Annotated in this window: 30 protein-coding genes, 1 tRNA gene and 1 pseudogene; 13 read left to right on the top strand and 19 right to left on the bottom strand. The window is 66.4% G+C overall.

The window, feature by feature from the left end:
• Window positions 1-12 precede the first annotated feature (12 nt).
• The 5 genes from A5686_RS08630 to A5686_RS08650 are packed head-to-tail and all read right to left on the bottom strand — an operon-like array spanning window position 13 to window position 5,481.
• Window positions 13-1,335 (bottom strand): DUF58 domain-containing protein, encoded by a 1,323-nt coding sequence (locus tag A5686_RS08630; RefSeq protein WP_067933098.1) that lies wholly within the window; start codon window positions 1,333-1,335, stop codon window positions 13-15.
• The gene (locus tag A5686_RS08635) at window positions 1,335-2,312 is read right to left on the bottom strand and encodes a MoxR family ATPase (RefSeq protein WP_067933100.1); all 978 of its coding nucleotides are present in this window, start codon (window positions 2,310-2,312) and stop codon (window positions 1,335-1,337) included. Before A5686_RS08635 ends, A5686_RS08630 begins: the two co-directional genes overlap by 1 nt.
• A complete protein-coding gene (locus A5686_RS08640) occupies window positions 2,309-3,448 on the bottom strand; it encodes a DUF4350 domain-containing protein (RefSeq protein ID WP_067933152.1) in 1,140 nt (379 codons plus the stop codon). The genes A5686_RS08635 and A5686_RS08640 overlap by 4 nt, the downstream gene beginning before the upstream one ends.
• Window positions 3,448-4,101, bottom strand: a complete 654-nt coding sequence (locus A5686_RS08645) for a DUF4129 domain-containing protein (protein WP_067933103.1) — start codon at window positions 4,099-4,101, stop codon at window positions 3,448-3,450. Before A5686_RS08645 ends, A5686_RS08640 begins: the two co-directional genes overlap by 1 nt.
• 24 nt (window positions 4,102-4,125) lie before the next feature.
• Window positions 4,126-5,481 carry a hypothetical protein gene (locus A5686_RS08650; RefSeq protein WP_197520520.1) on the bottom strand — a complete coding sequence of 452 codons (1,356 nt, stop codon included), beginning with the start codon at window positions 5,479-5,481 and terminating at the stop codon, window positions 4,126-4,128.
• Between A5686_RS08650 and A5686_RS08655 the strand changes: the two genes are divergently transcribed.
• The 6 genes from A5686_RS08655 to A5686_RS26515 all read left to right on the top strand — a co-directional run bounded on the left by A5686_RS08655 (window position 5,480) and on the right by A5686_RS26515 (window position 9,432).
• The gene (locus A5686_RS08655; RefSeq protein ID WP_067933105.1) at window positions 5,480-5,944 is read left to right on the top strand and encodes a GatB/YqeY domain-containing protein; all 465 of its coding nucleotides are present in this window, start codon (window positions 5,480-5,482) and stop codon (window positions 5,942-5,944) included. The two genes, A5686_RS08650 and A5686_RS08655, sit on opposite strands and share 2 nt — an antisense overlap.
• Window positions 5,945-6,204: 260 nt before the next feature.
• Complete coding sequence (locus tag A5686_RS08660; RefSeq protein ID WP_067933154.1) at window positions 6,205-7,191, top strand: LLM class F420-dependent oxidoreductase; 987 nt, start codon at window positions 6,205-6,207, stop codon at window positions 7,189-7,191.
• Between the two features lie 187 nt (window positions 7,192-7,378).
• Complete coding sequence (locus tag A5686_RS08665) at window positions 7,379-7,792, top strand: malate dehydrogenase (RefSeq protein WP_067933156.1); 414 nt, start codon at window positions 7,379-7,381, stop codon at window positions 7,790-7,792.
• A 39-nt stretch (window positions 7,793-7,831) separates the two neighbouring features.
• Entirely contained in the window at window positions 7,832-8,386 is a 555-nt protein-coding gene (locus A5686_RS08670; protein WP_067933106.1) for a type 1 glutamine amidotransferase domain-containing protein, read from the top strand.
• A 105-nt stretch (window positions 8,387-8,491) separates the two neighbouring features.
• Window positions 8,492-9,181: a HemK2/MTQ2 family protein methyltransferase gene (locus A5686_RS08675; RefSeq protein WP_067933158.1), complete on the top strand. Its 690-nt coding sequence runs from the start codon at window positions 8,492-8,494 to the stop codon at window positions 9,179-9,181.
• Window positions 9,178-9,432 (top strand): CDGSH iron-sulfur domain-containing protein, encoded by a 255-nt coding sequence (locus A5686_RS26515; RefSeq protein ID WP_082947538.1) that lies wholly within the window; start codon window positions 9,178-9,180, stop codon window positions 9,430-9,432. The genes A5686_RS08675 and A5686_RS26515 overlap by 4 nt, the downstream gene beginning before the upstream one ends.
• On the opposite strand, the gene A5686_RS08680 is transcribed toward A5686_RS26515, so the two are convergent.
• From A5686_RS08680 to A5686_RS08705, 6 genes are all read right to left on the bottom strand, one after another.
• A complete protein-coding gene (locus A5686_RS08680; RefSeq protein ID WP_082947539.1) occupies window positions 9,359-10,381 on the bottom strand; it encodes an iron-containing redox enzyme family protein in 1,023 nt (340 codons plus the stop codon). The two genes, A5686_RS26515 and A5686_RS08680, sit on opposite strands and share 74 nt — an antisense overlap.
• Window positions 10,382-10,467: 86 nt before the next feature.
• Complete coding sequence (locus A5686_RS08685) at window positions 10,468-12,681, bottom strand: SpoIIE family protein phosphatase (protein WP_067933111.1); 2,214 nt, start codon at window positions 12,679-12,681, stop codon at window positions 10,468-10,470.
• Entirely contained in the window at window positions 12,678-13,304 is a 627-nt protein-coding gene (locus A5686_RS08690; protein WP_067933113.1) for a SpoIIE family protein phosphatase, read from the bottom strand. Before A5686_RS08690 ends, A5686_RS08685 begins: the two co-directional genes overlap by 4 nt.
• Window positions 13,297-13,707 carry an ATP-binding protein gene (locus A5686_RS08695; RefSeq protein ID WP_067933115.1) on the bottom strand — a complete coding sequence of 137 codons (411 nt, stop codon included), beginning with the start codon at window positions 13,705-13,707 and terminating at the stop codon, window positions 13,297-13,299. The genes A5686_RS08690 and A5686_RS08695 overlap by 8 nt, the downstream gene beginning before the upstream one ends.
• A complete protein-coding gene (locus tag A5686_RS08700) occupies window positions 13,697-14,086 on the bottom strand; it encodes an STAS domain-containing protein (RefSeq protein ID WP_067933117.1) in 390 nt (129 codons plus the stop codon). Before A5686_RS08700 ends, A5686_RS08695 begins: the two co-directional genes overlap by 11 nt.
• Before the next feature lie 22 nt (window positions 14,087-14,108).
• Window positions 14,109-15,011 (bottom strand): STAS domain-containing protein, encoded by a 903-nt coding sequence (locus A5686_RS08705; RefSeq protein ID WP_067933119.1) that lies wholly within the window; start codon window positions 15,009-15,011, stop codon window positions 14,109-14,111.
• 159 nt (window positions 15,012-15,170) lie between these two features.
• Between A5686_RS08705 and A5686_RS08710 the strand changes: the two genes are divergently transcribed.
• Window positions 15,171-15,539, top strand: coding sequence for an STAS domain-containing protein (locus tag A5686_RS08710; protein ID WP_231986323.1), 369 nt, complete (start codon window positions 15,171-15,173; stop codon window positions 15,537-15,539).
• 245 nt (window positions 15,540-15,784) lie between these two features.
• The gene (locus A5686_RS08715) at window positions 15,785-16,285 is read left to right on the top strand and encodes a DUF6328 family protein (RefSeq protein ID WP_067933123.1); all 501 of its coding nucleotides are present in this window, start codon (window positions 15,785-15,787) and stop codon (window positions 16,283-16,285) included.
• Window positions 16,286-16,298: 13 nt separating this feature from the next.
• On the opposite strand, the gene A5686_RS08720 is transcribed toward A5686_RS08715, so the two are convergent.
• The gene (locus A5686_RS08720; protein WP_067933161.1) at window positions 16,299-16,982 is read right to left on the bottom strand and encodes an HAD family hydrolase; all 684 of its coding nucleotides are present in this window, start codon (window positions 16,980-16,982) and stop codon (window positions 16,299-16,301) included.
• 245 nt (window positions 16,983-17,227) lie between these two features.
• Between A5686_RS08720 and A5686_RS08725 the strand changes: the two genes are divergently transcribed.
• The 3 genes from A5686_RS08725 to A5686_RS08735 all read left to right on the top strand — a co-directional run bounded on the left by A5686_RS08725 (window position 17,228) and on the right by A5686_RS08735 (window position 18,894).
• Window positions 17,228-17,545 (top strand): MnhB domain-containing protein, encoded by a 318-nt coding sequence (locus A5686_RS08725; protein WP_067933125.1) that lies wholly within the window; start codon window positions 17,228-17,230, stop codon window positions 17,543-17,545.
• A gap of 302 nt (window positions 17,546-17,847) precedes the next feature.
• Window positions 17,848-18,150, top strand: a complete 303-nt coding sequence (locus A5686_RS08730; RefSeq protein ID WP_067933127.1) for a DUF4193 domain-containing protein — start codon at window positions 17,848-17,850, stop codon at window positions 18,148-18,150.
• A gap of 105 nt (window positions 18,151-18,255) precedes the next feature.
• The gene (locus A5686_RS08735) at window positions 18,256-18,894 is read left to right on the top strand and encodes a restriction endonuclease (protein ID WP_067933130.1); all 639 of its coding nucleotides are present in this window, start codon (window positions 18,256-18,258) and stop codon (window positions 18,892-18,894) included.
• A gap of 140 nt (window positions 18,895-19,034) precedes the next feature.
• Here the strand turns inward: A5686_RS08735 and A5686_RS08740 are convergent, their stop codons facing one another.
• Window positions 19,035-19,238, bottom strand: coding sequence for a hypothetical protein (locus A5686_RS08740; RefSeq protein ID WP_067933132.1), 204 nt, complete (start codon window positions 19,236-19,238; stop codon window positions 19,035-19,037).
• Window positions 19,239-19,573: 335 nt separating this feature from the next.
• Here A5686_RS08740 and A5686_RS26520 point away from each other — a divergent pair, with 335 nt between their 5' ends.
• Entirely contained in the window at window positions 19,574-19,738 is a 165-nt protein-coding gene (locus tag A5686_RS26520) for a hypothetical protein (RefSeq protein WP_231986324.1), read from the top strand.
• Between the two features lie 60 nt (window positions 19,739-19,798).
• Here the strand turns inward: A5686_RS26520 and A5686_RS08745 are convergent.
• From A5686_RS08745 to ponA2, 4 genes and pseudogenes are all read right to left on the bottom strand, one after another.
• Window positions 19,799-19,872 (bottom strand) — tRNA-Pro (locus A5686_RS08745).
• A 61-nt stretch (window positions 19,873-19,933) separates the two neighbouring features.
• Window positions 19,934-20,337: pseudogene (locus A5686_RS08750) on the bottom strand (PLP-dependent cysteine synthase family protein); the annotation flags it as partial.
• A 61-nt stretch (window positions 20,338-20,398) separates the two neighbouring features.
• Entirely contained in the window at window positions 20,399-21,358 is a 960-nt protein-coding gene (locus A5686_RS08755; RefSeq protein WP_067933134.1) for a metallophosphoesterase, read from the bottom strand.
• A gap of 56 nt (window positions 21,359-21,414) precedes the next feature.
• Window positions 21,415-23,859, bottom strand: coding sequence for a transglycosylase/D,D-transpeptidase PonA2 (gene ponA2, locus A5686_RS08760; protein WP_067933136.1), 2,445 nt, complete (start codon window positions 23,857-23,859; stop codon window positions 21,415-21,417).
• A gap of 352 nt (window positions 23,860-24,211) precedes the next feature.
• Here ponA2 and A5686_RS08765 point away from each other — a divergent pair, with 352 nt between their 5' ends.
• A complete protein-coding gene (locus tag A5686_RS08765) occupies window positions 24,212-24,562 on the top strand; it encodes a WhiB family transcriptional regulator (RefSeq protein WP_067933138.1) in 351 nt (116 codons plus the stop codon).
• Between the two features lie 30 nt (window positions 24,563-24,592).
• Here A5686_RS08765 and A5686_RS08770 read toward each other — a convergent pair whose 3' ends face one another.
• Window positions 24,593-25,750 carry an ArsA family ATPase gene (locus A5686_RS08770; RefSeq protein ID WP_067933141.1) on the bottom strand — a complete coding sequence of 386 codons (1,158 nt, stop codon included), beginning with the start codon at window positions 25,748-25,750 and terminating at the stop codon, window positions 24,593-24,595.
• Window positions 25,747-26,299, bottom strand: a 553-nt coding sequence (locus tag A5686_RS08775) for an ArsA-related P-loop ATPase (RefSeq protein ID WP_304528439.1), incomplete at its 5' end; no start/stop codon positions are given. The genes A5686_RS08775 and A5686_RS08770, both read right to left, overlap by 4 nt.

The raw sequence follows: 26,299 nt of genomic DNA on the forward strand, positions 1-26,299 counted from the left end.
CGGCCCGGCGTTCTACAGACGCCCGGTCGCCTTCATCGCCAGATAGTGATCGGCGAGCGCGGGTGCCAGTTCGGCGGGCGCCGCGTCGACGACTTCCACGCCGCTGCGGCGCAGCCGCGTGGCGATCGCAACGCGGTCATTACGGGAGCGTTCGGCGGCCGCCGCGTCGTACACCGCCGCGGCATCCGAACGTCCCGCCGCCATCTGATCGACGCGCGGGTCGGCGACGGCGGCCAGCAGCAGGTGATGCTTGGCCGACAGCTGCGGCAACACGGGTAACAGCCCCTCGTCGAGGGCGGCCGCATTGAGATCGGTCAGCAGCACCACCAGGGACCGCCGGCGAGCGCGCAGTGCGATCGTGGAAACCATTGCGCGCCAATCCGATTCGACTAACGTCGGCTGCAGTGGAGCCATCGCGTTGACCAGCTGGGCGAGCAGTTCGGTGCGCGAGGCGCCGAACACGCCGGCACGACTCACCCGGTCGTGGGCGAGGAAGTCGACATGGTCCCCGGCCCGCGACGCCAGCGCCGCCAACAACAGCGCGGCGTCCATCGACCAATCCAGCCGCGGCCAGCCCGCGGGATCGGACGCGGTCGGATCGACGCCGACCCGCCCCGCGGCCGTGCGGCCCGTGTCCAGCACGATCACCACCCGCCGGTCGCGTTCGGGCCGCCAGGTGCGCACCACCACATCGGCGCGTCGCGCGGTGGCGCGCCAGTCGATCGAGCGCACGTCGTCGCCGACGACATACTCTCGCAGCGAGTCGAATTCGGTTCCCTGACCGCGCACCAGCGTGGGCAGCATGCCGTCGATCTCTCGCAGCTTGGCGAGCCGCGACGGCAGGTGTTTGCGGGCCAGGAACGGCGGCAGCACCCGCAGCTGCCCCGGCACCGGTCGTGAGCCCTGCCGCCCCGCCAGCCCCAGCGGGCCGATCGATCGGGCGGTCACCACCGTCGCTCGCTGGTCGCCGCGGCGAACCGGTCGAAGCTGCGTCTGGACGTGCTGGTCGTGCCCGGCGGGGATGTCGATGGGATGGATGCGCGGGCGCGCCTGGGCGCTGGGCGGCCAGGCGTCGCGGATCTGGCCGCGGAACCGGCGCGGGCCCTCGTTGTGGATCGACAGCCCGCACTTGACCTGCTGTCCCAGCCGGGCCGAGCGGTCCGGCGAACGCGCGTACCGCAATTTGGCGGTGCCGGCCGCCAGTAGCACGTCGAGGATCACCATGGCCGCCAGCGCTACCAGCAGGACAACGAAAGTCGTTGCCGGCCAAGGCGACAGCGCGATAGGCAGGACGCAGATAAGTGCGACCAGCCCGGTTCGTCCGGTCAGGACCACTAGCGGGGCACCGGAACCGACGCCAGAATCCCGTCGAGCACACCGTCTGGTGTGGCCCCTTCGAGCTCGGCCTCGGGCCGCAACATCACCCGGTGGCGCAGCGTCGGGCGGGCCATGGCCTTCACGTCGTCGGGAGTGACATAGTTGCGCCCGGACAGCCAGGACCAGGAGCGGGCCGTGGCCAGCAGGGCGGTTGCCCCGCGGGGCGACACACCGAGCTGCAGCGCGGGGGAGGAGCGGGTGGCTCCGACGATGTCCACGATGTAGCCCAGCACCTCGTCGGCAACCAGCACGTTTCGCACGGCGTCGCGACCGGCCGCGAGGTCGGCGGGTCCGGCCACCGGCTTGATCGCCGATAGGTCGCGCGGGTCGAAGCCGTGCGCGTGCCGGTGCAGGATGGCGATTTCGGCGTCTCGGGGCGGGAGCGCCACATTCAGCTTGAGCAAAAAGCGGTCCAACTGGGCCTCGGGCAACTGGTAGGTGCCCTCGTATTCGACCGGGTTCTGGGTCGCGGCCACGATGAAGGGGTCGGGCAGCGGCTGCGGTTCGCCCTCGACGCTGACCTGACGTTCTTCCATCGCCTCGAGCAGAGCGGCCTGCGTCTTGGGCGGGGTGCGGTTGATCTCGTCGGCCAGCAGCAGGTTGGTGAACACCGGACCGGGCCGGAAGACGAACGCGGCGGTGCGTGCGTCGTACACCAGCGAACCGGTCACGTCGCCGGGCATCAGGTCGGGCGTGAACTGCACGCGCTTGAACTCCAACTGCAGCGCCGCGGACAGCGCGCGGACCAGTAGCGTCTTCGCCACTCCCGGAACGCCTTCCAACAGCACGTGGCCGCGGCACAGCAGCGCGATCACCAGGCCGCTGACCACGCCTTCCTGTCCGACGACAGCCTTGGCGAGTTCGCCGCGCAACGCCAGCAGCGCCTCGCGCGCCGATTCGGCGGTGGGGGACTGGGCGGTAGTGGGTTGTGTCACGGGTGTGCGACCTGCCTTTCGATTTCGTCGAGCGCACGGGCAAGTTGTAACAGGTCGTTGTCGGTCGTCGGCGGCGGACCGAACAGATGGTAGGAGACGAACGCCGGATCGGCTCCGATGCGCCCGGCCGCGGTGGCCACCACGGCCGCAGGCGAAGCGCCCGCACCCAGGCCGAGCCGCGGCAGCAGCCGCGCCAGGGTGGCGGTGCGCAGTGCGGCGGCCGCGCGATCGCGTGCCCGTCGGGACCGGTACAGCCGGCCGCGGCCCTCCACGGTCTCCGACGCGCGCACCACCACCGGCAGCTCCTCGGCCACCAGGGGTCCGGGCCGGCGGCCCTTCCACATGGCGACCAGCAGCACCACCAGCGCCAGTTGTCCGACGAGCCAGAACAACTTGGGCGGAAGAAGCTGGAAGAGCGTTGCCTTGGGCGAGGATTCACCCTCCACCTCGTGGGGTGCGTACCAGATTAGCCTGGGCCGGGCACCCGCGAGGTTCATCGCCAGCGCGGCGTTTCCCGCTTGCAGCAGGCTTGCGTTGGTCATGAAGTCGGTGCTGCCGACGGCTGTGATGGTGCGACCGTCGTTGCGGAAGCGGATCAACGCGCCGTCATAGCAGCTCGTCATCGTGCGACCGTCTTCGGACTCGTAGGTGTTGCTCACCCCGAACCGGACCGGGCCGGACCGAACAGCCTCGCGCAGTGTGCAATTGGGGTCGAGGTCAAAACCGGTGACCCTGGACACCCGCACGCCGGGCAGCAGCGCGTCTCGGGTCCGTGCCGTGGGTTCCACCAACAGCAGGTCCGAATGGACGTTGTCCAGCCGGTCTAGAAGCGTGTCGGTGAGGTATTGACTCTGAGCCACCAGGATAAGCGCGTCCGGACGTGCCGCATGTTCGACGTCGGCGATGTTTTTGGCCACGACCACGTCGACTCCGGCGCCGCGCAGCAACTCGACCAGCGCGTGCGCTCCGTCGGAGCTGGTCGACGCGGGGTCCATGCGGGCGCCGGGTCGCGGTGCGTTCAGATATGCATCGACGCCGGCGATGACGGCGAGCACCAGCAGCGTGACGAGCACCCAACGCCAGAAGCGCCAACGCCGTGGCGCGGCTTCGGGACGGGCACCGGTGATCGTCGCCATCACCGCACCTGCGCCCATGACTCGGTTGCTGCGGGCCGGCTGGGCTCCAGCGGACCGCCCTGCCAGCGCGACCGCAGGTGGTCGTCCAGGTCGGTGATCAATTGGTAGGCGTCCTGGGTTCCGGGTTGTTCACCGTAGGTGACGTCGTTGAAAGCCGTTGCCGCTTGCGCCAATTCACTGACCAGGTGGGGCAACGTGGCACCCGCATCGCGGGCCAGCTCGTTGGCCGTCCGGCCCGGGGTCGGTGTCAGCACCCCGGTCTCCTCCAGCTGACGGGCGACGGTGCGCAACCGGTGACGAATCGCCGCAGCCCAATCGCCCTCGGCTGCGAAGCCTTCGGCGGTCGCGCGATGCTGGGCGGCGGTCAGTTGGGCGGCTTCGAACAGCGAGTGGTCACCGCCGCGGCGGGTGCGCATCGTGCGCCGCAGAATGTAGATGCCGACAATCACTGCGATCGCGAGCAGGGTGAAAAGTACTGTCGCCGTGAGCCATCCACCTGGAACCAGAGAAATCTTCTGCAACAGCCGGTAAATCAGATCGTGAATCCAGTCGATGAGGCGATCCGCGGGCGAGCCCTTCGAATAGATCGCTTTGTTGAGCTCGTCCTGCGCGGCGCGATGCGCGGCATCGCGGTCGATGTCGATGGAAGGCATCCGCAGCTAGTCCTCGTCCGGCCCTTACAGGGGCCGTGTCAGCCAGAGGTTGTCGGTGGACGCGGCCGCGTAGGGCCCCTGGGCGGCGCCGCTTTGCAGCACCAGGTCGAATGCCTCGGCGCGCATCCGGCGGTCGGTGTAGAGCAGGACGACGACACCCGCAGTGAACGGCGCGGTAATGATTTCGCCGATCGCCGCCCCCACCGAGAGAACCGCCGCGCTGACGACGAAGGCTGTGGGGGACGAGCTGATCTGGAAAAATTGGCCGATGATGCTGAACGGGACCGCCACGGCGTTGGCGACGACCGACGTCACCAGCAATGCGAGCACCCTGATTCCCAGCACCCGCCAGAAACCGTTGCGAACCAGTTTGAACGATCGGGTGATCGCGTCCATGACCGGCAGCCGTTCCAGCACGATCAGCACGGGGGCGAACAGCACCACCGTGTACAGGTAGACCAGCAACGCGAGGACGATCAGCACCAGCGGGATGCCCAACACCACGGCCGCCGCGGCGTTACCTATCGCCGCCAGCACGCCGATGATCACCGCGACCAACCCGCCGAGAGCCGCCACCACGACGGCTTCCAGTAGAGCCAGGCCGAGCAGTGCCAGCAGTCGCCCGCGGATCTTGATCCAGGTTTCGCCGATGGTGATGGGTGACCCGAACACGGCCCGCCCGATGATGACGGTGAGCATGCCGGACAGCAGCATGCCGCCCAGCCAGCTGACCAGGATGCCGCCCACCAGCGACGCGGACCAGGCGCCGACGACGCTCGAAGTCAGTTCGTCGGGTCGATCGCTGGTGAACCTGTCGGCCGCGGCCAGCGGTCCGAAGAACGCGACCTTGGTGACGATCTGCATGATCACCACCACGATGGCGGTGAGTCCCAGCGTCGCCTTCGGGTTAGCCCGGACGTAGCCGACCGCGCCGTTGAAGATGTCGCCCAAGGTCAGCGGCCGCAGCGGGATGATCCCCGGCTTGACGGCTCCGTAGCGTGGCGCGCCGAAGTGCGGCGCCGATCCGTAGCCGGCCGCGGGCCCGTACCCGGGTGGCGGCCCATACCCGGGAGGCGGCCCGTATCCCGGTGGTGGTCCGTAGCCGGCCGGGGGCTGGTAGCCGGGTGGCGGGCCATATGGCGGTGGTTGGCCGTAAGCCGAGGGTGGGCCATACGCGGCGGGTGGACCGTATTGAGGTTGTGGGCCGTATGCCGGTGGCGGACCAGCCGGAAAACCAGGCGGCGGCGCGCTCACCGAGTGCAGCGGCCCGTCAAACCAGCCCTGCAGCCGGGCGCGTCGATCGTCATGGGCTCCATCCTGTCGGCGGTCGGCCCATTTCACAACGTTGACCCGACCCCCGGCGCGTAGCGTCTTCCTCATGGCGGAACTCAAATCCCGGATCCGGACGGACCTGACGGCGGCGATGAAGGCCCAGGACAAGTTGCGAACGGCCACCCTGCGCATGCTGTTGGCAGCTATCCAGACCGAGGAAGTCTCCGGTAAGGAGGCAAAAGACCTCACTGACGAGGATGTCATCAAGGTGCTGGCCAGGGAGTCCCGCAAGCGGAGCGAAGCCGCGGAGATCTACACCCAGAACGGGCGCGGGGAGCTCGCGGCCAACGAGCACGCCGAGGGGCGCATCATCGACGAGTACCTGCCCACCCCGCTCACCGAGGCCGAGGTGGCCGATGTCGCCGACACCGCGATCGCGCAGGTCGCCGAGGAAATCGGTGAGCGACCGGGGACGAAACAGATGGGCATGGTGATGAAGGCCGCCACGGCGATCGCCGCCGGCAAGGCCGACGGCGCCCGGCTCGCGGCCGCCGTCAAAGAGCGGTTGTAGCCGCGCGGGTCGGTCCGCGACCCGGCGACACCCCCCGCCAGCTCGCCGTCGGTCCAGCTTCAGCCCGGGTCATCTGGCTGGGGCGCACGGAACGCGTCGGCATCAAGGTCACCTGGCGAAACACGTTGGGCCGCAACATCAGACTGTCCGCCGTGATCGCGATGGCGCTTGGCACCGTCGCCACGGGACCCATCACCACCGCGGGCGTGCAGGGCCCGGTGCGTCGTTTGCGCTCGGATCAGTCGGGTACCCAGTCACGCATGACGAATTTTGGCTACACTTTGATGACCGAGCAGAGTGGACCCAAAGACCTTGTGCAGTACGCGGTTTCGGCGGAAGAGCGGGGCTTCGATTTCCACGTGTGCAGCGACCACTTCTCGCCGTGGCTCATCTCGCAAGGACACGCCCCGAACGCCTGGGCGGTCCTGGGTGCGGTGGCTCAGGCCACCGAGCGGGTCGACCTCTACACGTATGTGACGTGTCCGACGATGCGGTATCACCCGGCGATCGTCGCCCAGCAGGCGGCTACCGTGCAGATTCTGTCCGATGGCCGATTCACCCTGGGCCTGGGCAGCGGGGAGAACCTCAACGAACACGTCGTCGGCAAAGGCTGGCCGGCCGTCGCCCGCCGGCAGGACATGCTGCGGGAAGCCATCAAAATCATCCGGGAGCTGTTCGGCGGGCAATTGGTCGACTTCACCGGCGACTATTTCCGGGTCGACTCGGCGCGCTTGTGGGACGTGCCGGACATTCCGGTGGGCATCGGGGTGGCGATCGGGGGCACCAAGGCGGTCGATAAATTCGCCAAGCTGGCCGACCACCTCATCGCAGTGGAACCCAAGAAGGAACTCGTCGACGCCTGGCACGGCGCCCGCCAAGCGGCCAATCTCGCCGGCGGCGGTCGGGTGGTCGGCCAGATACCGGTGTCCTGGGATCCGGATCGTGACACCGCGGTCAAACGTGCGCACGACCAGTTCCGCTGGTTTGCCGGAGGCTGGAAGGTCAACGCCGACCTACCGACGCCGGCCGGCTTCGCAGGCGCGACCCAGTACGTGCGGCCCGAAGACGTCGCCGAGACGATCCCGTGCGGTCCTGACCTGGACGCCATTGTCGAAGGTGTCCGGCCCTACTGGGAAGCCGGCTTCACCGACATCGCGCTCGTCCAGATCGGGGGAGACACCCAGGAGAGGTTCCTCTCCGAAGCCGCCGAGCCGTTGCTGGCGGCGCTGCGTGACGCAGCGAACTGATCGCAGGTTTGACCGTGTTGCGCCCGGGTATCCGGGTCGCAGTCGTGGGCAGCCAACCAACGCGCGGCCGGACGTCGGTGGAGCTGGGACGTGAACAGGCGTTCCGGCGCGCGTTGGTCCATTCGAACTGCTGCCGCCCAGCCGACTCGCAGGTATGCGCATTTCGGCTAAGCAGGGGGAGCGAACCATGAGCGATGGCTACGGTGACACCACAACCACTCTGGTAAGGGCGCTCACCGCCGCCAGTTTCGGCCTGGGCGTGGGGGAACTGGTTGCCCCGGGCAAGGTCGCCGCTATTGCGGGCGTGGACGACACCAGCCGGTCGCGGCGGGTCATCCGCGGACTCGGCGCGCGCGAATGCGGCCATGGCGCGGCGCTGCTGGGCGGTCCCCCCAAGCTGGTGTGGACGCGGGTGGCCGGCGACGTCCTGGACATGGCGCTGTTGATCGCGGGCGTCGTTGCCCGTGGGCCCGGGCGACGGCAGCAGGGCACGGTTTCGGCGGTACTGCTTTCCGGAATCGCCGGACTCGACCTTTACACGGCGTTGCGAACGACCGGCAATGGTGCGCGACGAGGCGCTGCGCAGTTACGAGCTCTTTGATCAGAAGGAAATCGACGATCGCAGGAAGGGGAAGCGACGATGTCAAATGATTTGCAGGGCAAGAGAATAGCGATTCTCGCGGCTGACGGTGTGGAGAAAGTGGAGCTCGAACAGCCACGTGCGGCGCTGCAGGAAGCCGGTGCGCAAGTGCAGGTGCTGTCGCTGAAGGACGGCGAAATCCAGGCGCGTAACCACGATCTCGAACCGGCCGGAACCTTCGCCGTCGACCGAAAGGTATCCGAGGCCTCGGTGGACGATTACGACGGCCTGGTGCTGCCGGGTGGCACCGTGAACCCGGACAAGCTGCGCATGGACAGCTCCGCCGTGTCCTTCGTCCGAGATTTCGTCGGGTCGGGCAAGCCGGTGGCCGCCATCTGTCATGGTCCCTGGACGCTGGCCGAAGCCGGTGTGGCAGTGGGCCGGACGCTGACGTCGTATCCGAGTATTCGCACCGATCTGCGCAATGCGGGCGCCCACGTCATTGACGAGGAGGTCGTCGTGGACGGCAATCTGATCACCAGTCGCTCGCCGTCGGACCTCCCGGCATTCTGTGCGGCCGTTCTCAAGCAGTTAGCCGGTGTGACGGCAGGTTAGCAGCAGGACTTTCCGGCTCGTTCGTTTGAATGAAGCGGTTTGCGGGCATTATCCCGCCAAGCCGTGATCAGCGGCAGATTTTATTGGGTTCTCGAAAGGCCAACAGTGACAACCACGTATCCCGAGCCCGCCGTCTCGTCCGTTCCTAACGTGTATCAGCCACAAGAGGACTCTCGATTGCTGGTGGACGTGATGCATGACACTGGCCTGATCCCGGGGCGGCGGGTGCTCGATCTGTGCACGGGCAGCGGTTTCGTCGCGATCGCGGCTGCCGCCATGGGGTGCGCCGGCGCAACGGCCTTCGACATCTGCCCGCAGGCCGTGCGCTGCGCTCGGAAAAACGCGGCGGCAGCCGGTGTTGAGGTGGACGTCCGCGAAGGATCGTGGGTCGCCGCTGTGGATTGCGCGCCGTTCGACGTCGTTGTCTCGAACCCACCGTATGTTCCGACCCCGCCCGGCGCCGAAATGGGAGAGATCTGCCCGGTGGCCGGACCGTCGTGGGCGTGGAACGCCGGCGTGGACGGACGGATGATCCTGGACCCGTTGTGCGAGTCGGCTCCAAAGCTCTTGCGCGACGGTGGATCCCTGTTGCTGGTGCATTCGGCGCTTGCCGGTGTCCAGCAGTCGCTGGATTCGCTCAAGTGGGCCGGCATGGACGCGAAAGTGATTGCCTCCAAGTGGATACCGTTCGGGCCGGTGATGTCGTCTCGGGCGGCGTGGCTGGAGGAGGTAGGCCTGATACCGCGCGGACGCCGGGAAGAGGAGCTTATCGTGATCCGAGCCGAAAAGCGATGACTACAACCCGGGTGCAGGTGGTGCCCAACGGGCCCGTGCTGGTGTCGGGTCCGGTGCGCATTGAGATGCCCGACGGTGAGGTCGTGGAATCCGATCGATTCATGGTGGCGATCTGCACTTGCCGCCGAAGCGACCGCTACCCGCTTTGCGACACCAGTCACCGCCGGTGCCGGCGCCTCAAGACCTCGGCACGCTCATCCGCTCCAGCGGCCTCCGCAACGAAGTCTGATCCTGGCCCCACGACGCCATAATCCGTTCGGCCAGGCGGTCTTCGACCGCCGCGTGGGCCCGGATGCCGAAGATGACATCGTGTTCGAGTCGCGGGTCCTGGGTGACGAGATTACCCACCACATCGTTGCGCACGACGTGTTCGTGTACCGCATCGGCCTCGACGTGCTCGCTGTAGAACTCGATGCACGCCGCCGGTGCCTGCAAGCGGCGCAAGGCCTTCACCATGCGTTGCGATCCCGGTGGCGAGGTGATCTCCGTGGCGGCGAAGTGCCCGATCGCAGCGCCGCGCAACGAGCGGTGCAGGCCGAACAGCGACATGAGGTTGACCACCGCCAAAGCCTCGGCCGGCACCGCGTCGACGTAGCCCCAATACGTCGCATCCAGATCGGCCGCGGCGAGCAGATCGGCGAACAGCCGCTGGTGTACCCGCGAGCCCCGTCCGGCACCGTACTCATCGAATTCGATTGCCACAAACGCCGCTTTGGCCACACCCGTCAGGCGCGGAATGGCAAAGGCGTGCGGATCACCCTCTTTGAGGTGGTACAGGGAGCGGTGCACGAAGTACTCGCACATCTGCTGCCACGTTCCGGTGTCACGCAGGTAGTACGACGGGCCGGTGCCGTCGACTGGCTCGATCGTGAGCGCTTCCATTTCGGCCGCGGCGGTCTGGTCTGGATCGATTTGACCGACGTCGCGGCGCACGCCCGCCAGAAAAACCCGCTCCAGTTCAAAGCGCAGACCCAGCAGCGCGGGGTTCCACTCCCATGCGGCGTCGACGCCGGCAAGCCCCCGGTAATGCAGCTCGTAGCACATGGACAGCGCCAGTTGCAGATCCAGTCCCCAAGGATCGGAATCTTGCACGGAGGGGCCGATGCGCGCCAGGTGGTCAACCGATGGTGGACCCGCCAGCGCGCTGCGCACGGCCGTTGACAGCGGCCCGTGCGCGGCAGGCAGGGCGGGTTCGGTCATGGTCGATGCGTAAGTCACGCCGGTGTCTACCCGCTGTACGGGCCCGGCAAACGGCTCGACGCCAGCTACTGGGTCTTTCATCCGCCTCAGACGGCCCCTCCCCGCAGTCGGAAGGTGATGTCCGCGGTGGTGCCGGTGGCGGTGGTATCGAGCTCCATTGAGTCACTGAGGGCCCGCATCAGCGGCAAGCCGCGTCCGCCGTTGCTCCGGGTGGCCGGCGGCGTCTTCCACGATCCGTAATCGGTGATCTGGGTGCGTACTTCGCCGTCGGTAAGACTGGCCTCGAGCAACATGGCTCCGGCGGCGAATCCACGGTAAGCGTGTTCTACACAGTTGGTACACGCCTCGTTGACGACCAGCACGATGTCGGCTGCCTGGTCTTCCGTTACGCCGCGGGCGCGCAGCCAGTCCGCCAACCGATGCCGGATGATAGCCAATTGGTCTGCGGCGGCAACACTTTCGATGCGCAGCGGTGTCTGCTGGTGTCGGTAGATCACCATCGCGACGTCATCGTCGTACCCCGCGGCCGGTGCTAGTTCGCGAAGCACCACATCGGCCACCGTATCCAGCGGCGATGTCATGGTCTGCGCCAGAACGTCTGCGGCACGGGCGATTCCTTCGTCGATTGACTCATGCTTGCGTTCGACGAGCCCGTCGGTGAACAGCATCAGTGTCGAGCCGGGCGGCAGCACCTGGGTGGCCTGCGGGCGCGGTTGGTTTCGGCGGACCGCCAGCGGCAGCGACGCGGCGTCGGTCAGCACCGCCGTCATGCCGGGCTCCGGCCCGGCCAGCACGGCCGGCATGTGGCCGGCGTTGCTGTACTGCAGCAGCCCGGTTTCGGTGTCCAGAATCGCCAGGAAGACCGTTGTGCAGTACGCGTTGGGGATGAGCGATGCCGCCGAGTCGAGCTGTTCGAGCAGCACCGCGGGCTCGGCACCGTTGATCAGCAGTGCCCGCGCGGAACTTCGGAGCTGCCCCATGATCGCGGCCGCCGGTAGGCCGCGACCGACGCAGTCTCCGACGACGATGCCGATGTGGTGCTCGTCCAGCGCTAGCACGTCATACCAGTCACCGCCAATCTCCAACGGCGGCACCGCGGGTTCGTACCGAACTGCGAACCCCGGCGGGGGCTGGACCGGTGGCAGCATGGCCCGCTGCAACGTCAGCGAAGTCTCACGCGCGCTCTCGAACTGACGCACGTGCTGCATGGCCAGACTCAGGTGCCCGATCAGCACGGTGACCAGCAGCCGATCCTCCCCGCTGACCCAGCGGGGCGTCCGCAGCTCCAGCCACAACGCCAGGTCGCCGGTACCGGAGAGCACCGCCACCAATCCCTGGACCTTGCCGGGATTGCTCGGCGCCTCAACCGTTTTCGCGGTCAGCGGCAGTTGATGACGCGCATCCTGGAAGGTATGACGCAACCACGGATCCAGCTTGCGCCACGACGAGGCCGCGGGCTCGCCGGCCACCTGGACCGTCGGGTCCCCGTCGCCGTTGGGCCACGAGACCGCGATCACCCGTTGCACGTCGATTGCCGCGCTGCACTCCTTAAGGGTGATCGTCAGCAGTTCGTCCACAGTCTTGGCCACCGCCACGGCGGTGGCCAATCGCAGCACGGCGGTCTCGCGGGCCGCGAAGGCACGCTCGGCGGTGACGTCGCGGATCGTTCCGACATAGACTCGATCGCTGCCCGTTTCCTTGACCGCGTTGATGCTCACCTTGACCCAAGCCAGGTGGCCGTCGGCATGGCGAATGGGTGTCTCGTAGTCGGCCCTACCCTGGGCCAGGACCAGCGTTACCTGTTCGGCCGCAGTCGTCGTGTCTACCAGCCAGGGGTGGGGCCACTTGTACGGCAAGCCCTCGTTGGGATAGCCAAGGATCTCGATGAAGGCACTGTTCATCTCGACCACGGAGCCCTCGTGATCGGCGACGAAGAAGCCTTCCTGCAGCGAATTGACCAGCGCGGTGCGGAATTTGTCGCGGTCGGCCAGCCCCTCGGCGCGGGCACGTTGTTCGGCATAGCGTCTGTTGCCGTCGATGAAGCCGCGCGTAGCGACGTCGAGTGGCACCAGCAGCTGCAGGAGGAACTCCAGCGCGATCGGCGCATCTATGCGCACGTCCTGCGAGATCTCGAAGACCAGCCGGACATGTTGTTCGACCAGGTCGAGCAGGCTTATCTGTTCTTGTAGGGCCCTGCGGCCGAGCTCATTGGCGACCGACAGGGTGGCCTCGTCGTGTGAGACCAGGTAGGCGCGTAGCGCGGCCTCGTACTGATCGTGAAAGTCGTTGTCGCCGGTCAACTCGTTACTCCCCTGTGACGTGCCGCCAGCACCATCGCATCGTCGGTCTCTTTCGCATCCTTGCCCAGGAGCCCCTCAGCGATGGCGACAGCGGTGGCTGAGAAGTCGATGTGGTCCAGGTAATCCTGGGCGATGCCGTCGGTGCTCATCAGGAGTAAATCGCCAGGGCGGATGGAAACCACTTGCGCCGGAGGTATTTCCGGCATACGGTCGCCCACGATACCTCCGGTAAGCCGTGCACTGGACCGAACCTCTAGACCGGTCGGCGCCTTGGCAACCAGGTCGGCGGTGACATTGCCGACGCCGGACCAGGTGAGGGTGTTTGCGGCAAAGTCCATTCGCGCCAATGTCATTGCCACCCCACGGGTGCCGGCCAGCACCCGGTGGCAGAGCTGGAGCAATACCTCGACATGCTCGGAACTGGCGCGCGTGAGCACATCGACCGCGCGCAGCGCGGCTTCTGCGGCGGCCGGCCCGTGGCCGAGCCCATCAACAACTCCGAACAGCGCTGCACCACCGTCGATTTCGATTGCGATACTCCGGTCACCGGACGTGTACTCGCTGGGCAGAGGCCTTCCCGCCCTTGCCCACTCGATAGGTCCGAAGCGTCCGTGTTCATGCACGAGGAGGAACCCATTTCCACATTTCAATGACGGTTCCCCGACCGAGAGTGGACTCGACCACCAGTCGGTCCATCAGGCGGCGCGCGCCGGGCAGGCCCAGTCCCAGCCCGCGCCCGGTGGTGTAACCGTCTTCCATCGCCCGTTCGATGTCGGCGATGCCGGGGCCCTCGTCTTCGGCGCGCACCACCAGAGCCTGACGGCCGTCCCGGTCGTCGACGGTCACCCGGATGATTCCGCGACCCGCGTAGCTCGTGATATTTCGCGCTACTTCGGAGATCGCCGTGGCGATCATGGTGACGTCGGTCAACGAGAATCCGAGATCGAGTGCGAGCTCGTGTCCGGCCTTGCGTGCGGCGACGATGTCGTCGGAGTTATGGATGTCGACGACGATGTCACCCACCACCGTCGCGCCCGATCATCGATTTACCCTGTCCCCGTTCGCGATTCAACAGGGCAAGTCCTTCTTCAAGATCCAGCGCGGTGTTCATGTCGTCGAACGCCAGACCAAGCTGGACCATCGCGAATGCCACCTCCGGCTGCAACCCGACGATCACCGTCTCGGCGCCGCGCAGTCGGGTCATGTGCGCAATCGTCCGCAGCGACCGGGCGGCGAAGGAATCCATCACATCGATTGCGGTGACGTCGACGATGATGCCCTGAGCGCGGAACCTACTGACCCGCTCCATCAGGTCATAGCGCAGGCGTTCGGCGTCGGAGTCGGTGAGCGCCGACTGCACCGAGGCGATCAGGATCGCGCCCTGCTTCAGGATCGGTACCGGCATGGGGGTGCTCGCCTAGTGGTGCTTATCCGGTTTGCTCGCCCGTGCGGGTGACCTCGTAGCCCAGCAGGCGTTCGGCTTCCTCGATACCGCCCTGTAGGTCGCCGACGGCGTTCATCTTCGACAGGTCCAGCCCGATGGTCACCAGCGTCAGTGCGATCTCGGAGGACAGGCCGGTGATGATCACACTGGCACCCATCAATCCCGAGGCGTCGACCGTTTGCACCAGGTGATTGGCCACCGTCGAATCGATGGTGGGAACACCGGTGATGTCGATGACCACCACTTTGGCGCGGTTGGCGCGGATTGCCCGCAGGAGCTGTTCGGTGACCTGGCGGGCACGCTGGCTGTCCAGCACGCCGATGATGGGCAGGATCAGCAGCTGCTCACGCACCTGCAGCACCGGCGTCGACAGTTCGCGGATGGCCTCCTGCTGCTGGCGGATGATGCGCTCGCGTTCCTGCACGAAGCCGACAGCGACGGTGTTGGCGATGCGGTTGGCCGCGGGTTCGTAGGCGTCGAGCACCCGATTGAGTAGGTCGAAGTCCGTCTGGTACTTCTCGAACAGCGAGCGGGCCAGCACGTCGCGCAGCAGGAGCACGATGCCGACGACCTCGTTCGTCTCAACGCCACGCGGGATGATGCGCTCGGACAGGTCGCGTGCGTAGTCCTGCAGCGCCTCGACGCTACCGGTCTCGAGTACCTCGACATAGCTGTCATACACCGTGGTCGCCTCGGAGAAGATCTCCTCGGGCGACATCGCGGTGAGCAGTTCGGCCGCGGTGATCCGGCGGGCCCACTCCTCGCGCAGGATCGTTCGATTCTGCCGCAAGTGCTGGACAAGCTGCGGTAGTAGCCCCTCGCTGGAAACGCCCACGGTCTGCGCCGCAGTGCCGGTACTGTTGAGATCCGACGGCGAATCTGACATCTGGCCTCCCGAGTGCCACGTCGCGCCCCTGCGGTCTGCAGTTCCTTTGCGAGACTAGCCTGGGTTGCCGCGGGGCACATGTAGAGGGCATATTCTTCTCGCAGTTCATAACGCAGGCTAGGGTTGAACCACGCCACCGCCCAGGACAAAGGATTGCCATTGTCAGCTCCTGATTCGATTACCACGTTGGTTGAGGACCACGACGGGGTCTCCGTGGTCAGTGTCAGCGGCGAAATCGATTTGGTCACGGCTCCTGCCCTGGAACAAGCCATTAGCGCGGTCGTCGCGGATAGCCCGACAGCGCTGATCATTGATCTCTCCGCGGTCGAGTTTCTCGGTTCGGTCGGGCTGAAGATCCTGGCGGCGACCTATGAGAAGCTGGGCAAGCAGACCGGGTTCGGTGTGGTCGCGCGGGGCCCGGCCACTCGCAGGCCGATTCACCTGACCGGTCTGGACAAGACCTTCCCGCTGTACCCGACGCTCGACGACGCGTTGACCGGGATCCGGGACGGCAACCTCAACGGCTAGCGATTTGTTCCGCGAGCGCGGGCCGCTTCGCGCTGTGAATCCGCGGTGCCCATCGCTTGCCTGACAACGTCTTTGGCGCACGTACGGCGAGTTTTATTCCGCTCTGCATCAAATCCAGTGCTAATTGCGTCTATCCCTCATCGGGGCCTCCGTAATTCGCTCAAACATTTTTGTCGCGAATGACGCGTCATGGTCGGCCTATCCGTTGCGGTGTCCACACTCGGCTCAAGTGCGATCATCAGGGTATGGACGTCGACGACCCGCAAGAAGACCAACGGTGGGATCGCCGTGAGCGAGGCGAAACCGAAGTTCAACGGCTGGACCGCAATTGGAATAGCCTGTTGCAGGAGTTGCGGGTCGTCCAGACTGGGGTACAGCTGCTGACCGGATTCCTATTGACACTGCCGTTCCAGCAACGCTTCGACGTGTTGGGGCCGCCGATGCGCATCGTCTATCTGACGACCGTGGTCTGTGCGGTGTGCGCGACCCTTCTGCTGATCGCCCCGGTCGCCATGCACCGGATCCTTTTTCGGCGGCACCGCCTTCAGGTCCTCGTTTCGGCCGCACACCGGTGTGCCTTCGCCGGGCTGGGGTTACTCGGTCTGGCGGTGATCGGTCTGACCACCATCATTTTCGCCGCGGTGGCCGGGCTAACAGTGGGCCTCATAGCCGGAGCGTGTGCGCTGCCGTTGTTCATCTTCTTCTGGTGGGTGCTGCCGCTGTCACTGCGCACGCACGGCGACTGAGCGGGTTCGTCGGTCAGCGGTCTGGCGCAAGTGCCGCGATTCGGGTCGACTCCAGGTGCTCGAGCAGGTCGCGTGGATCCTCGAAGACGGGCTCGGCGCCCGCCTCCAGCAGTTCCGCGCCCGAGATGCCGCCGCTCAGCAACCCGATGCACGGCAATCGCGCGCCGGCCGCGGCGTGTGCGTCCCACACCGCGTCTCCGACGAACACGGCATGGTCGGCATCGACGCCGGCGCGATCCAGCGCTACCTGCACAATGCCGGGTTCGGGCTTGGCGGTATCGACGTCGCGGGACGACGTCGTCTCGGAGATGACATCGTCGCAATCGAGAACCTTGCGCAAGATCTCCAGTTCGTCTTCGGGCGCCGAGCTGGCCAGGACGACCTGTAAACCTAGGTCGGCGACCCGGTGCAGCAGGCTACGGGCACCGGGCAGAGGTTGCAGCAACGGGGTGATCTCCCGGTAGTACTTGCTGTGCTTGTCGCTGAGCCGCTCCTGCACGTCGTCGGGGGCGTCATCGGAGAGCGTCCGGACCAGCCGGGACCCGTCCATGCCTATGCAGCGATGAATTTGCCACGACGCCACCGCCATGCCCTCGGCGTCGAACGCCCGCTGCCAGGCATGGACATGCAGATAGTTCGAATCCACCAGGGTGCCGTCGACGTCGAACAGTACGGCGGGTGCCGCGCCGCGCGCCATCAGTGCGGGCTCCCCGCGTCGGTTTGGGGACCCGTGCCCGCGTGCGCTGGTGATGTCATGTTTCCCGGCATACCCACGCCGAGCGTTGCCGACACCGTCGCGGGTTAGTTTGGCCACCGGGGCGACGGGTACAGCTGCGTGGGTGGTCCGCGACTTCGGGGCGGCTTCGCCGTGCCTGTTCGCCGGGCCGACCGCGATCGAGTTCCGCACGAATAATGCTGATACACAATAACTCTCGACGAGGAATGACGTTGGATCACCGCAAGAACGCCGCAGTCGACCATGCCCGTACCACTCGTCAGCACGCCGGCGAATCCCTCAAGAACGGCGCCAACGCCCCCGGCCTCGCCGCTTCGGCGTTCGCCGTGATTGCGCTGACCGTGGGATTGTTCACCGTTGCGGCCGGACATCTGGTGGGTGGCGCCATCGCCCTCGTCGTGGCCGTCATACTCGGCACGCTGAGCGCGGCGTGGCTGCTGCGTGCCCACCGCAAGGTCCGCGATGCCGAACTGCGCTGGCACGCCGCGCATTCCGACCGCCCCGTGCCCCCGCCCAGCAGCTGAGCTAACGATCATCAGCGCCACGCAGATTGGGGTCTGATGTCTGCTTCCCACGCCAACGGGCGAATCCGGTCCCGTTGGACCGCTTGGGGCTAACCCTGCCAGCAAACGCCATAGTCGACGGCGACGTAAATGAGCCGTGCCCGAGTAAGGCCAGGGGCGAGACATCGCCGCCGCCCATTTCTCGGTCGGCGCAACTTTTCAGGGTCGCTTGGTGTAGCTAGCCTCCGAACCGGGTACAGCCTGCGCCACGGGTGAGTACAGGAAAGTGCGTCAACCCGTTCCACTAGCAGGAAGGAACCCCAATGGCGACCACCACTGACTACGACGCACGCCGTGTATCCGACGCCGACACCCAGGACAACTCCGCGATTCGCGAACTGGCGCCGACCCTGCCGAGGCCTGTCACCACCGTGGTCGACGAGGACCCCAACGACGTGCACTTCTTCGAACTACCCGGGGCCGATCTGTCAGGCGAGGAGCTGTCGGTGACCGTGATTCCCCAGCGCGCGGACGAGTTCACTTGCTCGAGTTGCTTTTTGGTGCAGCACCGTAGCCGGATGCGCGCTTCTGGCTCGGGCCTCCCGGTGTGCGCCGACTGCGCCTGACAAAGGAAAGCCCTCAGACGGGTGCGTCCCGACCACCAAGGCGCACCGTGAATCCGCGCCGGGTTGCACCGAATTGTCGGTGGCATCCGCTAGGTTCAGCGACAAATGGAGAAGGTACTCGGGTCGCTCCTGGTACTGGGATTAGCGCTCCCTTGGTATTTCACGCAGAAGGCCACCGGGAGTCTGCCGCTGGGATGCTTGGCCGGTCTGGGCGGGCTCGCCTTCGCGTTGGCCATCCTGTGGTGGCTCTCGCTGCAACGAGACCGCTACCAGCGCGACGCGCACCGACGACGCGACGTCAAGTTGACGAAACGAGGGTTGCGGGCGATCGACCGGATGTCCGGCACCGAGTTCGAGGAATTCGTCGCAGCGCAGCTTCGCGTCGCGGGCTACAGCGTCACCCCCACCGCCGGCACCGGCGACTACGGCGTGGATCTGATCGCCAAGAAAGACGGCGCCCGCGTGGCCGTCCAGTGCAAGAGGCTCGCGAAGGCCGTCGGTGTGGCCGCGGTTCAGCAGGTCGTGGCCGGGGCTTTACACCATGGCTGTAGCCGGACGGTCGTCGTTACCAACCAGACCTTCACCAAGGCGGCCCGCCGATTAGCCGGCACCCACCATTGCCGCCTCGTGGGCCGCTCCCAGCTACAGAGCTGGACGCGAATTCAGCCGGTCGTAACGCGGGGCCCGCGGCGCACACACAGTTTCGCACCTCATGCCGGACAACGACGGCTGGAATCGGAGTAGGAAAGCTAGCGAGATGCTCTGAGCCACAGCGCATTCGGTTCGGCCAGACGTTCGCCCTCCGACGCCACCGCTCTTCTTGCGGCCTCGATCACCCGGCGCGGATATCGCGCAGCGGGTTGTTCACGCTGTGCGAAATTTGATCAGTGCGGCACGTGCGCGGCCTCGATGTGCGCGATGTGTTCAAGCTGGCGGTCGATGGCCTCTAATTGGTTGGAAAGCGTGCGAATCTCCGCAAGTACGTCCACGCGCTGGCGAACGAGCTTGTCACGCCTTACGGCCAGGGTGACGCGCAGATCGTCATGCGGTGCCGGACTCACCGGCCGCGACGCATCATTGGCGGCCATGGAGGAAGCCCTCCTTCGTGATGGGCACCCCGCTTTCGGGAACCGAATCGCCGAGATCGCCAGGCTCCGGACCCCAACGTCTTGTCGAACAGCAATGACGCTACACCGAATGGTGCGCCGCTTACATGGCTGAAGATGGACCGGAAGAGTCCGGCGAACGCACCCTGCATCGACCGCGGGAATCATTTCCTTCTCGACACTTTGGGAACGCCCGGAAATCTGTTGCGTTGGCAACGGGTATCCGGGCTGCAAGATGTAAAGGAGTACAAAGTGGCGAAAGATCATGGTCCAGCGTCAAGAACGACAAACAGTACGAGGGCTTGCGCAAGAAGGGCATGAGCAACTCGAGAGCGGCGGCGATATCGAACTCGCCTGGCGCCTCGAGCAGGGGCGGCAAGAGCACCGGCAGCAGCCAAAGTAGCCCCAGCAGCGGCAGCGGCGGCAACCAGTCCCAGAAGAAGGCCGCAGGACGCAAAGGCGGCAAGAAGTCGGGGGGCTAGACGCACTGACGGACCCAGTGCCGATCACGCCGTATAGATACGGCGTCGCGTTACCTTGAGTCGGGGTGGCGGGATTTGAACCCACGGCCTCTTCGTCCCGAACGAAGCGCGCTACCAAGCTGCGCCACACCCCGCTTGAAGCTTCGACAGCCTATCGCACCTGGCCGTCGGCTGGCCAAACCGCGGTGCGCCACGTCACTCCCATAAGCAAGATCGTTCGAACGCGACCAGCGATTCGGCTGCGGTCGTCGGATGCAGTCCCTGCGCCGCGACCCATTCGTCGCGGAAATAGGTGTCGCGGTTGCGGTCGCCGCTGTCGGCGAGGAGCGTCACCACCGAACCGCTGCGGCCATCGGCGACCATCTCGGCGACCAGGCCGAACGCCCCCACATGTCGGTGCCCGTCGACGGTCCCACCCGGCGCCCCAAGACCGCGCTCGCGTGCCGCGCGGCCGCGATCGACGCCGCGTCCGGGACGGCCACGATGCGGTCGACCACGCTGGGCAGAAACGATGGCTCCACCCGCGGTCGGCCGATGCCCTCGATGCGAGACGATTTGGGCATCACGACGTCGCAGCGGTCTTCGGCGTAGGCGGGAAACGGATCGCGCCGTCCGTCCAGCAACGTGAGCGGCTGCGGTCCGCGATCCGGGTCCGGTCCGTCAACGCACCGATGCTGTTGGCTGCGAACGGCTCAGATCGCTGGCCGCATCGTGGTCGCCCATCGGGGTGGCGATCAACGTCAGCAGGGTGGCCTCCGGCCGACAGCAGAACCGCACCGGCGCGAATGGCGAGGTGCCAATACCGGCGGAGACATGCAACTGCGTGTTCGCGCCCCAGCGGCTCGGCCCCTTTACCCGTGAGCGGTCCAGACCGCAGTTGGTCACCAGTGCGCCGTAGAACGGCAGGCAGACCTGACCGCCGTGCGTGTGTCCGGCCATCACCAGCTGATAGCCGTCAGCGGCGAAGCGGTCCAGCACCCGCGGCTCGGGCGAATGCGTCAGACCCAGGCGCAGATTCGCGGCCGGGCTGGCCGGGCCGGCGATGGTTTCGTAGCGATCGCGGTCGATGTGCGGGTCGTCAACGCCCGCGGCGGCGATGTGCAACCCCGCCACCTCGAACTCGCGCCGGGTATGGGTGAGGTCGATCCAGCCACGCTCGGTGAACGCCGCCCGCACGTCCTGCCAAGGAAGGGGTTCACCACGAACCCGGTGTGACGGGTTGGTCACGTAGTTCAACGGGTTCTTCAGCCGCGGGCCGAAGTAGTCGTTGCTGCCGAATACGAAGACGCCCGGTCGCGACAGCAGATCGCCGAGGGCCTGGATGACCGACGGCACCGCCTTGGGGTGGGCCAGGTTGTCGCCGGTGTTGACCACCAGGTCCGGCTCCCAGCCCGCCAGCTCCCGCAGCCACGCCTGCTTGCGGCGCTGGCCGGGCGTCATGTGCAGGTCGCTGATATGTAGCACCCGCAGCGGAGTCGAACCCGGTGTCAGCACGGGCATGGTGATCTCGCGCAGTACGAACGCGTTGCGCTCGATCACTGCGGCATAACCAAGGCCGGCGACGCTCGAACCGAGCACGGCGGCGCCGGCACGTATCAGGACGGGCAAAACATCAGCCATGCTGGCAGCCTACTGCCGGTCGCGGGCTCGCACCGTATCTCTGGATTACGCGACGCCTATGGGGGCGGCTGACCGGGCGGCTGACCGGGCGCCGGCGGCGGCGGTGGCGCCAGCAAAGGAATGGTGATCGGCGGCAGACCCGGAATTTCGACCACCTGCGAGCCGACAGGTGGCGGGGCCCCTTCCGGCGGCGGCGGTGGGGCCGGCGGTATGCCGTTGCTCACTTGGATGGTGATGATCGAGCCCGGAATCGTTGCCCCGCTCGGTGTGGTTCCCACCACCTCGCCCTGCTTTGCGCTGCTGTTGACGAAATTGTTTTGGTCGGCGACCTGGAAGCCGGCCTCCTTGATGCGCTGGCGTGCGGCATCGATATCCAGGCCGGCGACGCTGGGCACCCGCGAACCGGGCGCGCCGTCGACATAGCGAGGGTCGGTGGGCGGCAACTGCACAGGCCCGAAGTTGGTGGCGATCGGCTTCATCGCGGTAAACCACGTGCGCGCCGGTTCATTACCGCCGTACAGGTCGCCCTCCCCGCAGTGCCGCAGCGGGGCCGAGCACAGATCGGTGGGGTTGGGGGAATCGTCGTAGATGTAGTTGGCCGCCGCATAGTGGTTGGTAAACCCCACGAAGCCCGACGAGCGGTGCGCCTCGGTGGTCCCCGTCTTGCCGGACATCGGCAGGTCCCAGCCCGCCGCACTGGCCGAACCGGCCGCCGTGCCGCCACCCAGGGCGTCTTTGCTCATCGCGTTGGCCAACGTGTTCGCCAGGCCCTCGGGCACCACCTGATCGCACGTCTCGGTGGTCACGGCGACCTCGTTGCCCTTGCGGTCGACCAGCTTGTCGATCGGATTGGGCGGGCACCAGGTGCCGCCCGAGGCGAGGGTGGCCGCGACGTTGGAAAGCTCCAGCGCGTTCACCTCAATCGGGCCCAGCGTGAACGAGCCGATGTTCTGCCGTTTGACGAAGTCGGCCAGGCTCTCGTTGCTGTCAGGGTTGTAGTCGCGGGCCGTGCCCGGGTCGGCGTAGGACCGCAGCCCGAGCTTGATCGCCATGTCCACCGTGCGCGTCACCCCGACCTGTTGGATCAGCTTGGCGAACGCGGTGTTGGGCGAGGTGGCCAACGCGTCCGTGACATTCATCGACCCGCGGTAGTTACCGGCGTTGACCACGCACCAGTTGTCCTTCGGGCAGCCCTTGGCTCCGCCGCTGCCCATGCCCTTCGCCTGGAACCGGCCCGGCACCTCGAGCGTGGCGTTGGTGCCCATCCCCATGTCCAGCGCCGCCGCGGTGGTGAAGATCTTGAAAACGGATCCCGCGCCGTCACCAACCAGCGAGAAGGGCTGCGGGCGCATGGTTTGACCGGCATCGACGTCGAGCCCGTAGGTGCGGTTGCTGGCCATCGCCATCACCTTGTGCGACGTCTTTCCCGGCTGCAGCACGCTCATCACACTCGAGATCCCCGGGAGCGTCGGGCTGGCGAACTTGTCGATGGCCGCCTTGACCGGAATCTGCACGTCCGGGTCCAGCGTGGTTTTGATGGTGTAGCCGCCTCGCGCCACCTGTTCCTTACTGATCCCGGCCCGGGAGAGGTACTCCTGGACGTAGTCGCAGAAGAACGCGCGATCGCCCGCCGCGATGCAGCCGCGGGGTAACTCGTTGGGCTGCGGGAGGATCCCCAGCGGGGCGGCCTTGGCGGCACGCAGGGCCTCCTCCTCCTGCGGAATGTTCTCGATCATGGTGTCCAGCACCAGGTTTCGCCGCGCCAGCGCCCCGTCGGGGTTGATGTACGGGTTCAGTGCGCTGGTCGACTGCACCATGCCCGCCAGCAGCGCCGCCTGCTGCCAGTTCAGGTCGGAGGCGTTGATGCCGAAGTAGGTCTGGGCGGCGTCCTGCACGCCGAACGAGCCGTTGCCGAACGACACCAGGTTCAGATAACGGGTCAGGATCTCCGGCTTGGTGAAAGTCTTGTCCAGCGTCAACGCCATGCGGATCTCGCGCAGCTTGCGCGCCGGGGTGGTTTCGATGGCCGCACGCTTCTCGGCATCGGTCTTCGCCGTGACCAGCAGCTGGTAATTCTTGATGTACTGCTGCTCGATGGTCGAACCGCCGCGCGTGTCGACGTCGCCGCGCGCATAGCCCGCCAGCCCCGTCAGGGTGCCCTTCCAGTCCACCCCGTTGTGCTCGGCGAAACGCTTGTCCTCGATGGACACGATCGCCAGCTTCATCGTGTTGGCGATTTTGTCGGTGGGCACCTCGAACCGGCGCTGCGAGTACAGCCAGGCGATGGTGTTGCCCTTGGCGTCGACCATCGTCGACACGGCCGGCACCTCGCCCTCCAGAAGCTGAGCCGACCCGTTGGCAACCACTTCCGAGGCCCGATTGGACACAAGCCCTATGCCGCCGGCGAAGGGGAACAGCAGCGCCGTGGCGACGACACTGGCCAACAAGCAAAGCCCCGCGAGCTTGAGGATCGTGAGCGCGGCCGGGGGGCGGTCTGACATGGCTACTACATTAGCGGCCGCCAGTCACCCCGCCACGCTGCGCGTTCACCCATAAAAGGGGCCTATTTCAGCGCCGTGGCGGCGGCTGGCGCGAAATTTGCAGTTCCGTCACGCGACGCGCACCGCGCGTCCAAGATCACTTCCGTGTCCATCTTCTGGTGCGAGACGGCACGCCCGTCCCAAAAAAAGCGTTATCGGACTGTTGCGCAATTGGCACCTGACCACCTAACTTAGACACACGGTGAGATTCAGGTAACACCGAAGTACATGGTGTGGCGTAGATCGCAACGTCGGGATCTGCACCCGAGGAGGGCGGCCGTTGACGGGCGGCCGGTAGGGAAGGGAACAGTTCGTGTCACCAATACGGCCGGCGGCGCGTAGGACAAACATTGCAGCCGCACAAGGGGTACTTCGCAGTGTCGATGCCGAGGAACGGATCGCGTGGGTCTCGAAGGCGCTTTGCCGGACCACAGATCCCGACGAACTGTTTGTCCGCGGAGCGGCCCAGCGTAAGGCGGCAGTGATCTGCCGACACTGCCCGGTGATGCAGGAATGCGGGGCGGACGCCCTGGACAACAAGGTGGAGTTCGGGGTGTGGGGCGGCATGACCGAGCGGCAACGTCGGGCCCTGCTCAAGCAGCACCCCGAGGTGGTTTCCTGGGCGGACTTCTTCGACAAGAGGCGGGCCCGCAGCGTCAGCTGAGCCTTTCGTGCGGCCGCTGGCGGCAGGTTTTCAGCGGGCCGTTGCCCGGCCCGCACCATCACCCACCGAGGTGATCTGATCGGCGAGCGCGCGCAGCGCCTCCAGATCCGAAACGTCAAAGGGCAGCGACGGAACACCGATGACCGGCACGTGCGGATTGGCTCCGGTGAACCGGGAAAGCAATCTGATCTCCCGTTTGGCGGTCTGCGCACGTTCGGCGTGAATCTTCAACACGGCCGAGGCCAGCGACGTGGCTTCGGAGTCGCCATCGTGTTCCAGCATTTCGCTACCGTCGATCGCCCGCTCCGCCGGCAGGGAGCACAACGGCGGATGGGTGCGGTTCAAGACCAGCCCCGCGAGCGGCATACCTTCCTGCGACAGCCGGTCGACGAAGAAGGCCGCCTCCCGCAGAGCGTCCGGCTCGGCCGCCGACACCACAACGAACTGCGTCCCACGCCTTTTCAGCAGCGCGTAGGTGCGATCGGCTTTCTCGCGAAACCCGCCGAAGGTGGCGTCCAGCGATTGCACGAACGCCGCGGCGTCGCCGAGCATCTGCGAACCCAGGATTGTCGACATCGCCTTCATCGCCAAACCCATTGCGCCGGTTACCAAACGCCCGATGCCCCGGCCCGGCGCGAGCAGCAGCCGCCACAGCCGGCTGTCCATGAAGCTGCCCAGCCGTTTCGGCGCGTCCAGGAAGTCCAGCGCGTTGCGAGATGGCGGTGTATCGACGACTACCAGGTCCCAGCGATCCTCGGCCAGCAGCTGACCCAGCTTCTCCATCGCCATGTACTCCTGCGTGCCGGCGAGCGAACTGGCGACCGTCTGATAGAACTGGTTATCCAGAATCGCTTGGGCGCGACCGGGTCCCGAGTATTGGATCACCATCTCGTCGAAAGTGCGACGCATGTCGAGCATCATCGCGTGCAGCTCGCCGGGCACCTCCGTTGCCAGCGGGACTCGTTGCGGTGTGTTACCGAGGTCGCTGACGCCGAGCGCCTGCGCCAACCGCTTGGCCGGATCGATCGTCAAAACGCAGACATTGCGGCCGTATTCGGCGGCGCGCAGCGCGATGGCGGCGGCGGTGGTGGTCTTGCCCACCCCACCCGCGCCGCAGCACACCACCACGCGGTTGGTCGTGTCTGCCAGGATGGCGGCCATATCAAGCTGGGTAGGCGTGGTGCTCATCGAACCCCCTGCTGTGCAAGTGATTCCGACAGCTCATAGAGGCTACCGAGGTCGACCCCGTCGGAAATGGCCGGCAGTTCCAGCCGCGCCACCTTCAAAGCATCGAGCTGTTGTGCGATCTCGGCGCGCGTGGCGACGACCGTCGCGTGCTCGATGGTCTCTGTCAGCAGGCCGGCAAAATCCTTGTCGGTCATGGTGATTCCGCACTTTTCCAATCCCGCCCGCACGGAGTCCGCGTCGACATCTCCCTCGGCGGCCTTCGCCAGATCGGTCGCCTGCAGGTAAGCGGGGATAGTGCGGTTAACGATCACGCTGCCGATCGGCAGCTGCATCTCGGCGAGCTCCTCGATGGCTTCCAGCGTCTCTTGCACCGGCAGCGCCTCCAGCAGGGTGACTAAGTGAATGGCCGTCTGCTCGGAGTGCAGTAGCTTTACAACGCCGTCGGCCTGCGAATGCACCGGGCCACCCTTCGCCAAATCAGACACGGCCTTGGTGACATCCAGGAACCGCGCGATGCGTCCGGTCGGCGGGGCGTCGACGACGATCGCG

It is taken from the genome of Mycobacterium sp. E2479, from assembly GCF_001667925.1.
GTDB lineage: Bacteria > Actinomycetota > Actinomycetes > Mycobacteriales > Mycobacteriaceae > Mycobacterium.

What these genes read in the sequence shown, in the direction of transcription:
- A5686_RS08640 (WP_067933152.1), bottom strand. Translation starts at nt 3,448, where the DNA reads ATGGCGACGATCACCGGTGCCCGTCCCGAAGCCGCGCCACGGCGTTGG.
- A5686_RS08645 (WP_067933103.1), bottom strand. Translation starts at nt 4,101, where the DNA reads ATGCCTTCCATCGACATCGACCGCGATGCCGCGCATCGCGCCGCGCAG.
- A5686_RS08655 (WP_067933105.1), top strand. Translation starts at nt 5,480, where the DNA reads ATGGCGGAACTCAAATCCCGGATCCGGACGGACCTGACGGCGGCGATG.
- A5686_RS08650 (WP_197520520.1), bottom strand. Translation starts at nt 5,481, where the DNA reads ATGAGGAAGACGCTACGCGCCGGGGGTCGGGTCAACGTTGTGAAATGG.
- A5686_RS08660 (WP_067933154.1), top strand. Translation starts at nt 6,205, where the DNA reads ATGACGAATTTTGGCTACACTTTGATGACCGAGCAGAGTGGACCCAAA.
- A5686_RS08665 (WP_067933156.1), top strand. Translation starts at nt 7,379, where the DNA reads ATGAGCGATGGCTACGGTGACACCACAACCACTCTGGTAAGGGCGCTC.
- A5686_RS08670 (WP_067933106.1), top strand. Translation starts at nt 7,832, where the DNA reads ATGTCAAATGATTTGCAGGGCAAGAGAATAGCGATTCTCGCGGCTGAC.
- A5686_RS26515 (WP_082947538.1), top strand. Translation starts at nt 9,178, where the DNA reads ATGACTACAACCCGGGTGCAGGTGGTGCCCAACGGGCCCGTGCTGGTG.
- A5686_RS08680 (WP_082947539.1), bottom strand. Translation starts at nt 10,381, where the DNA reads ATGACCGAACCCGCCCTGCCTGCCGCGCACGGGCCGCTGTCAACGGCC.
- A5686_RS08700 (WP_067933117.1), bottom strand. Translation starts at nt 14,086, where the DNA reads ATGCCGGTACCGATCCTGAAGCAGGGCGCGATCCTGATCGCCTCGGTG.
- A5686_RS08705 (WP_067933119.1), bottom strand. Translation starts at nt 15,011, where the DNA reads ATGTCAGATTCGCCGTCGGATCTCAACAGTACCGGCACTGCGGCGCAG.
- A5686_RS08715 (WP_067933123.1), top strand. Translation starts at nt 15,785, where the DNA reads ATGGACGTCGACGACCCGCAAGAAGACCAACGGTGGGATCGCCGTGAG.
- A5686_RS08720 (WP_067933161.1), bottom strand. Translation starts at nt 16,982, where the DNA reads ATGGCGCGCGGCGCGGCACCCGCCGTACTGTTCGACGTCGACGGCACC.
- A5686_RS08725 (WP_067933125.1), top strand. Translation starts at nt 17,228, where the DNA reads ATGACGTTGGATCACCGCAAGAACGCCGCAGTCGACCATGCCCGTACC.
- A5686_RS08730 (WP_067933127.1), top strand. Translation starts at nt 17,848, where the DNA reads ATGGCGACCACCACTGACTACGACGCACGCCGTGTATCCGACGCCGAC.
- A5686_RS08735 (WP_067933130.1), top strand. Translation starts at nt 18,256, where the DNA reads ATGGAGAAGGTACTCGGGTCGCTCCTGGTACTGGGATTAGCGCTCCCT.
- A5686_RS08740 (WP_067933132.1), bottom strand. Translation starts at nt 19,238, where the DNA reads ATGGCCGCCAATGATGCGTCGCGGCCGGTGAGTCCGGCACCGCATGAC.
- A5686_RS26520 (WP_231986324.1), top strand. Translation starts at nt 19,574, where the DNA reads ATGAGCAACTCGAGAGCGGCGGCGATATCGAACTCGCCTGGCGCCTCG.
- A5686_RS08755 (WP_067933134.1), bottom strand. Translation starts at nt 21,358, where the DNA reads ATGGCTGATGTTTTGCCCGTCCTGATACGTGCCGGCGCCGCCGTGCTC.
- ponA2 (WP_067933136.1), bottom strand. Translation starts at nt 23,859, where the DNA reads ATGTCAGACCGCCCCCCGGCCGCGCTCACGATCCTCAAGCTCGCGGGG.
- A5686_RS08770 (WP_067933141.1), bottom strand. Translation starts at nt 25,750, where the DNA reads ATGAGCACCACGCCTACCCAGCTTGATATGGCCGCCATCCTGGCAGAC.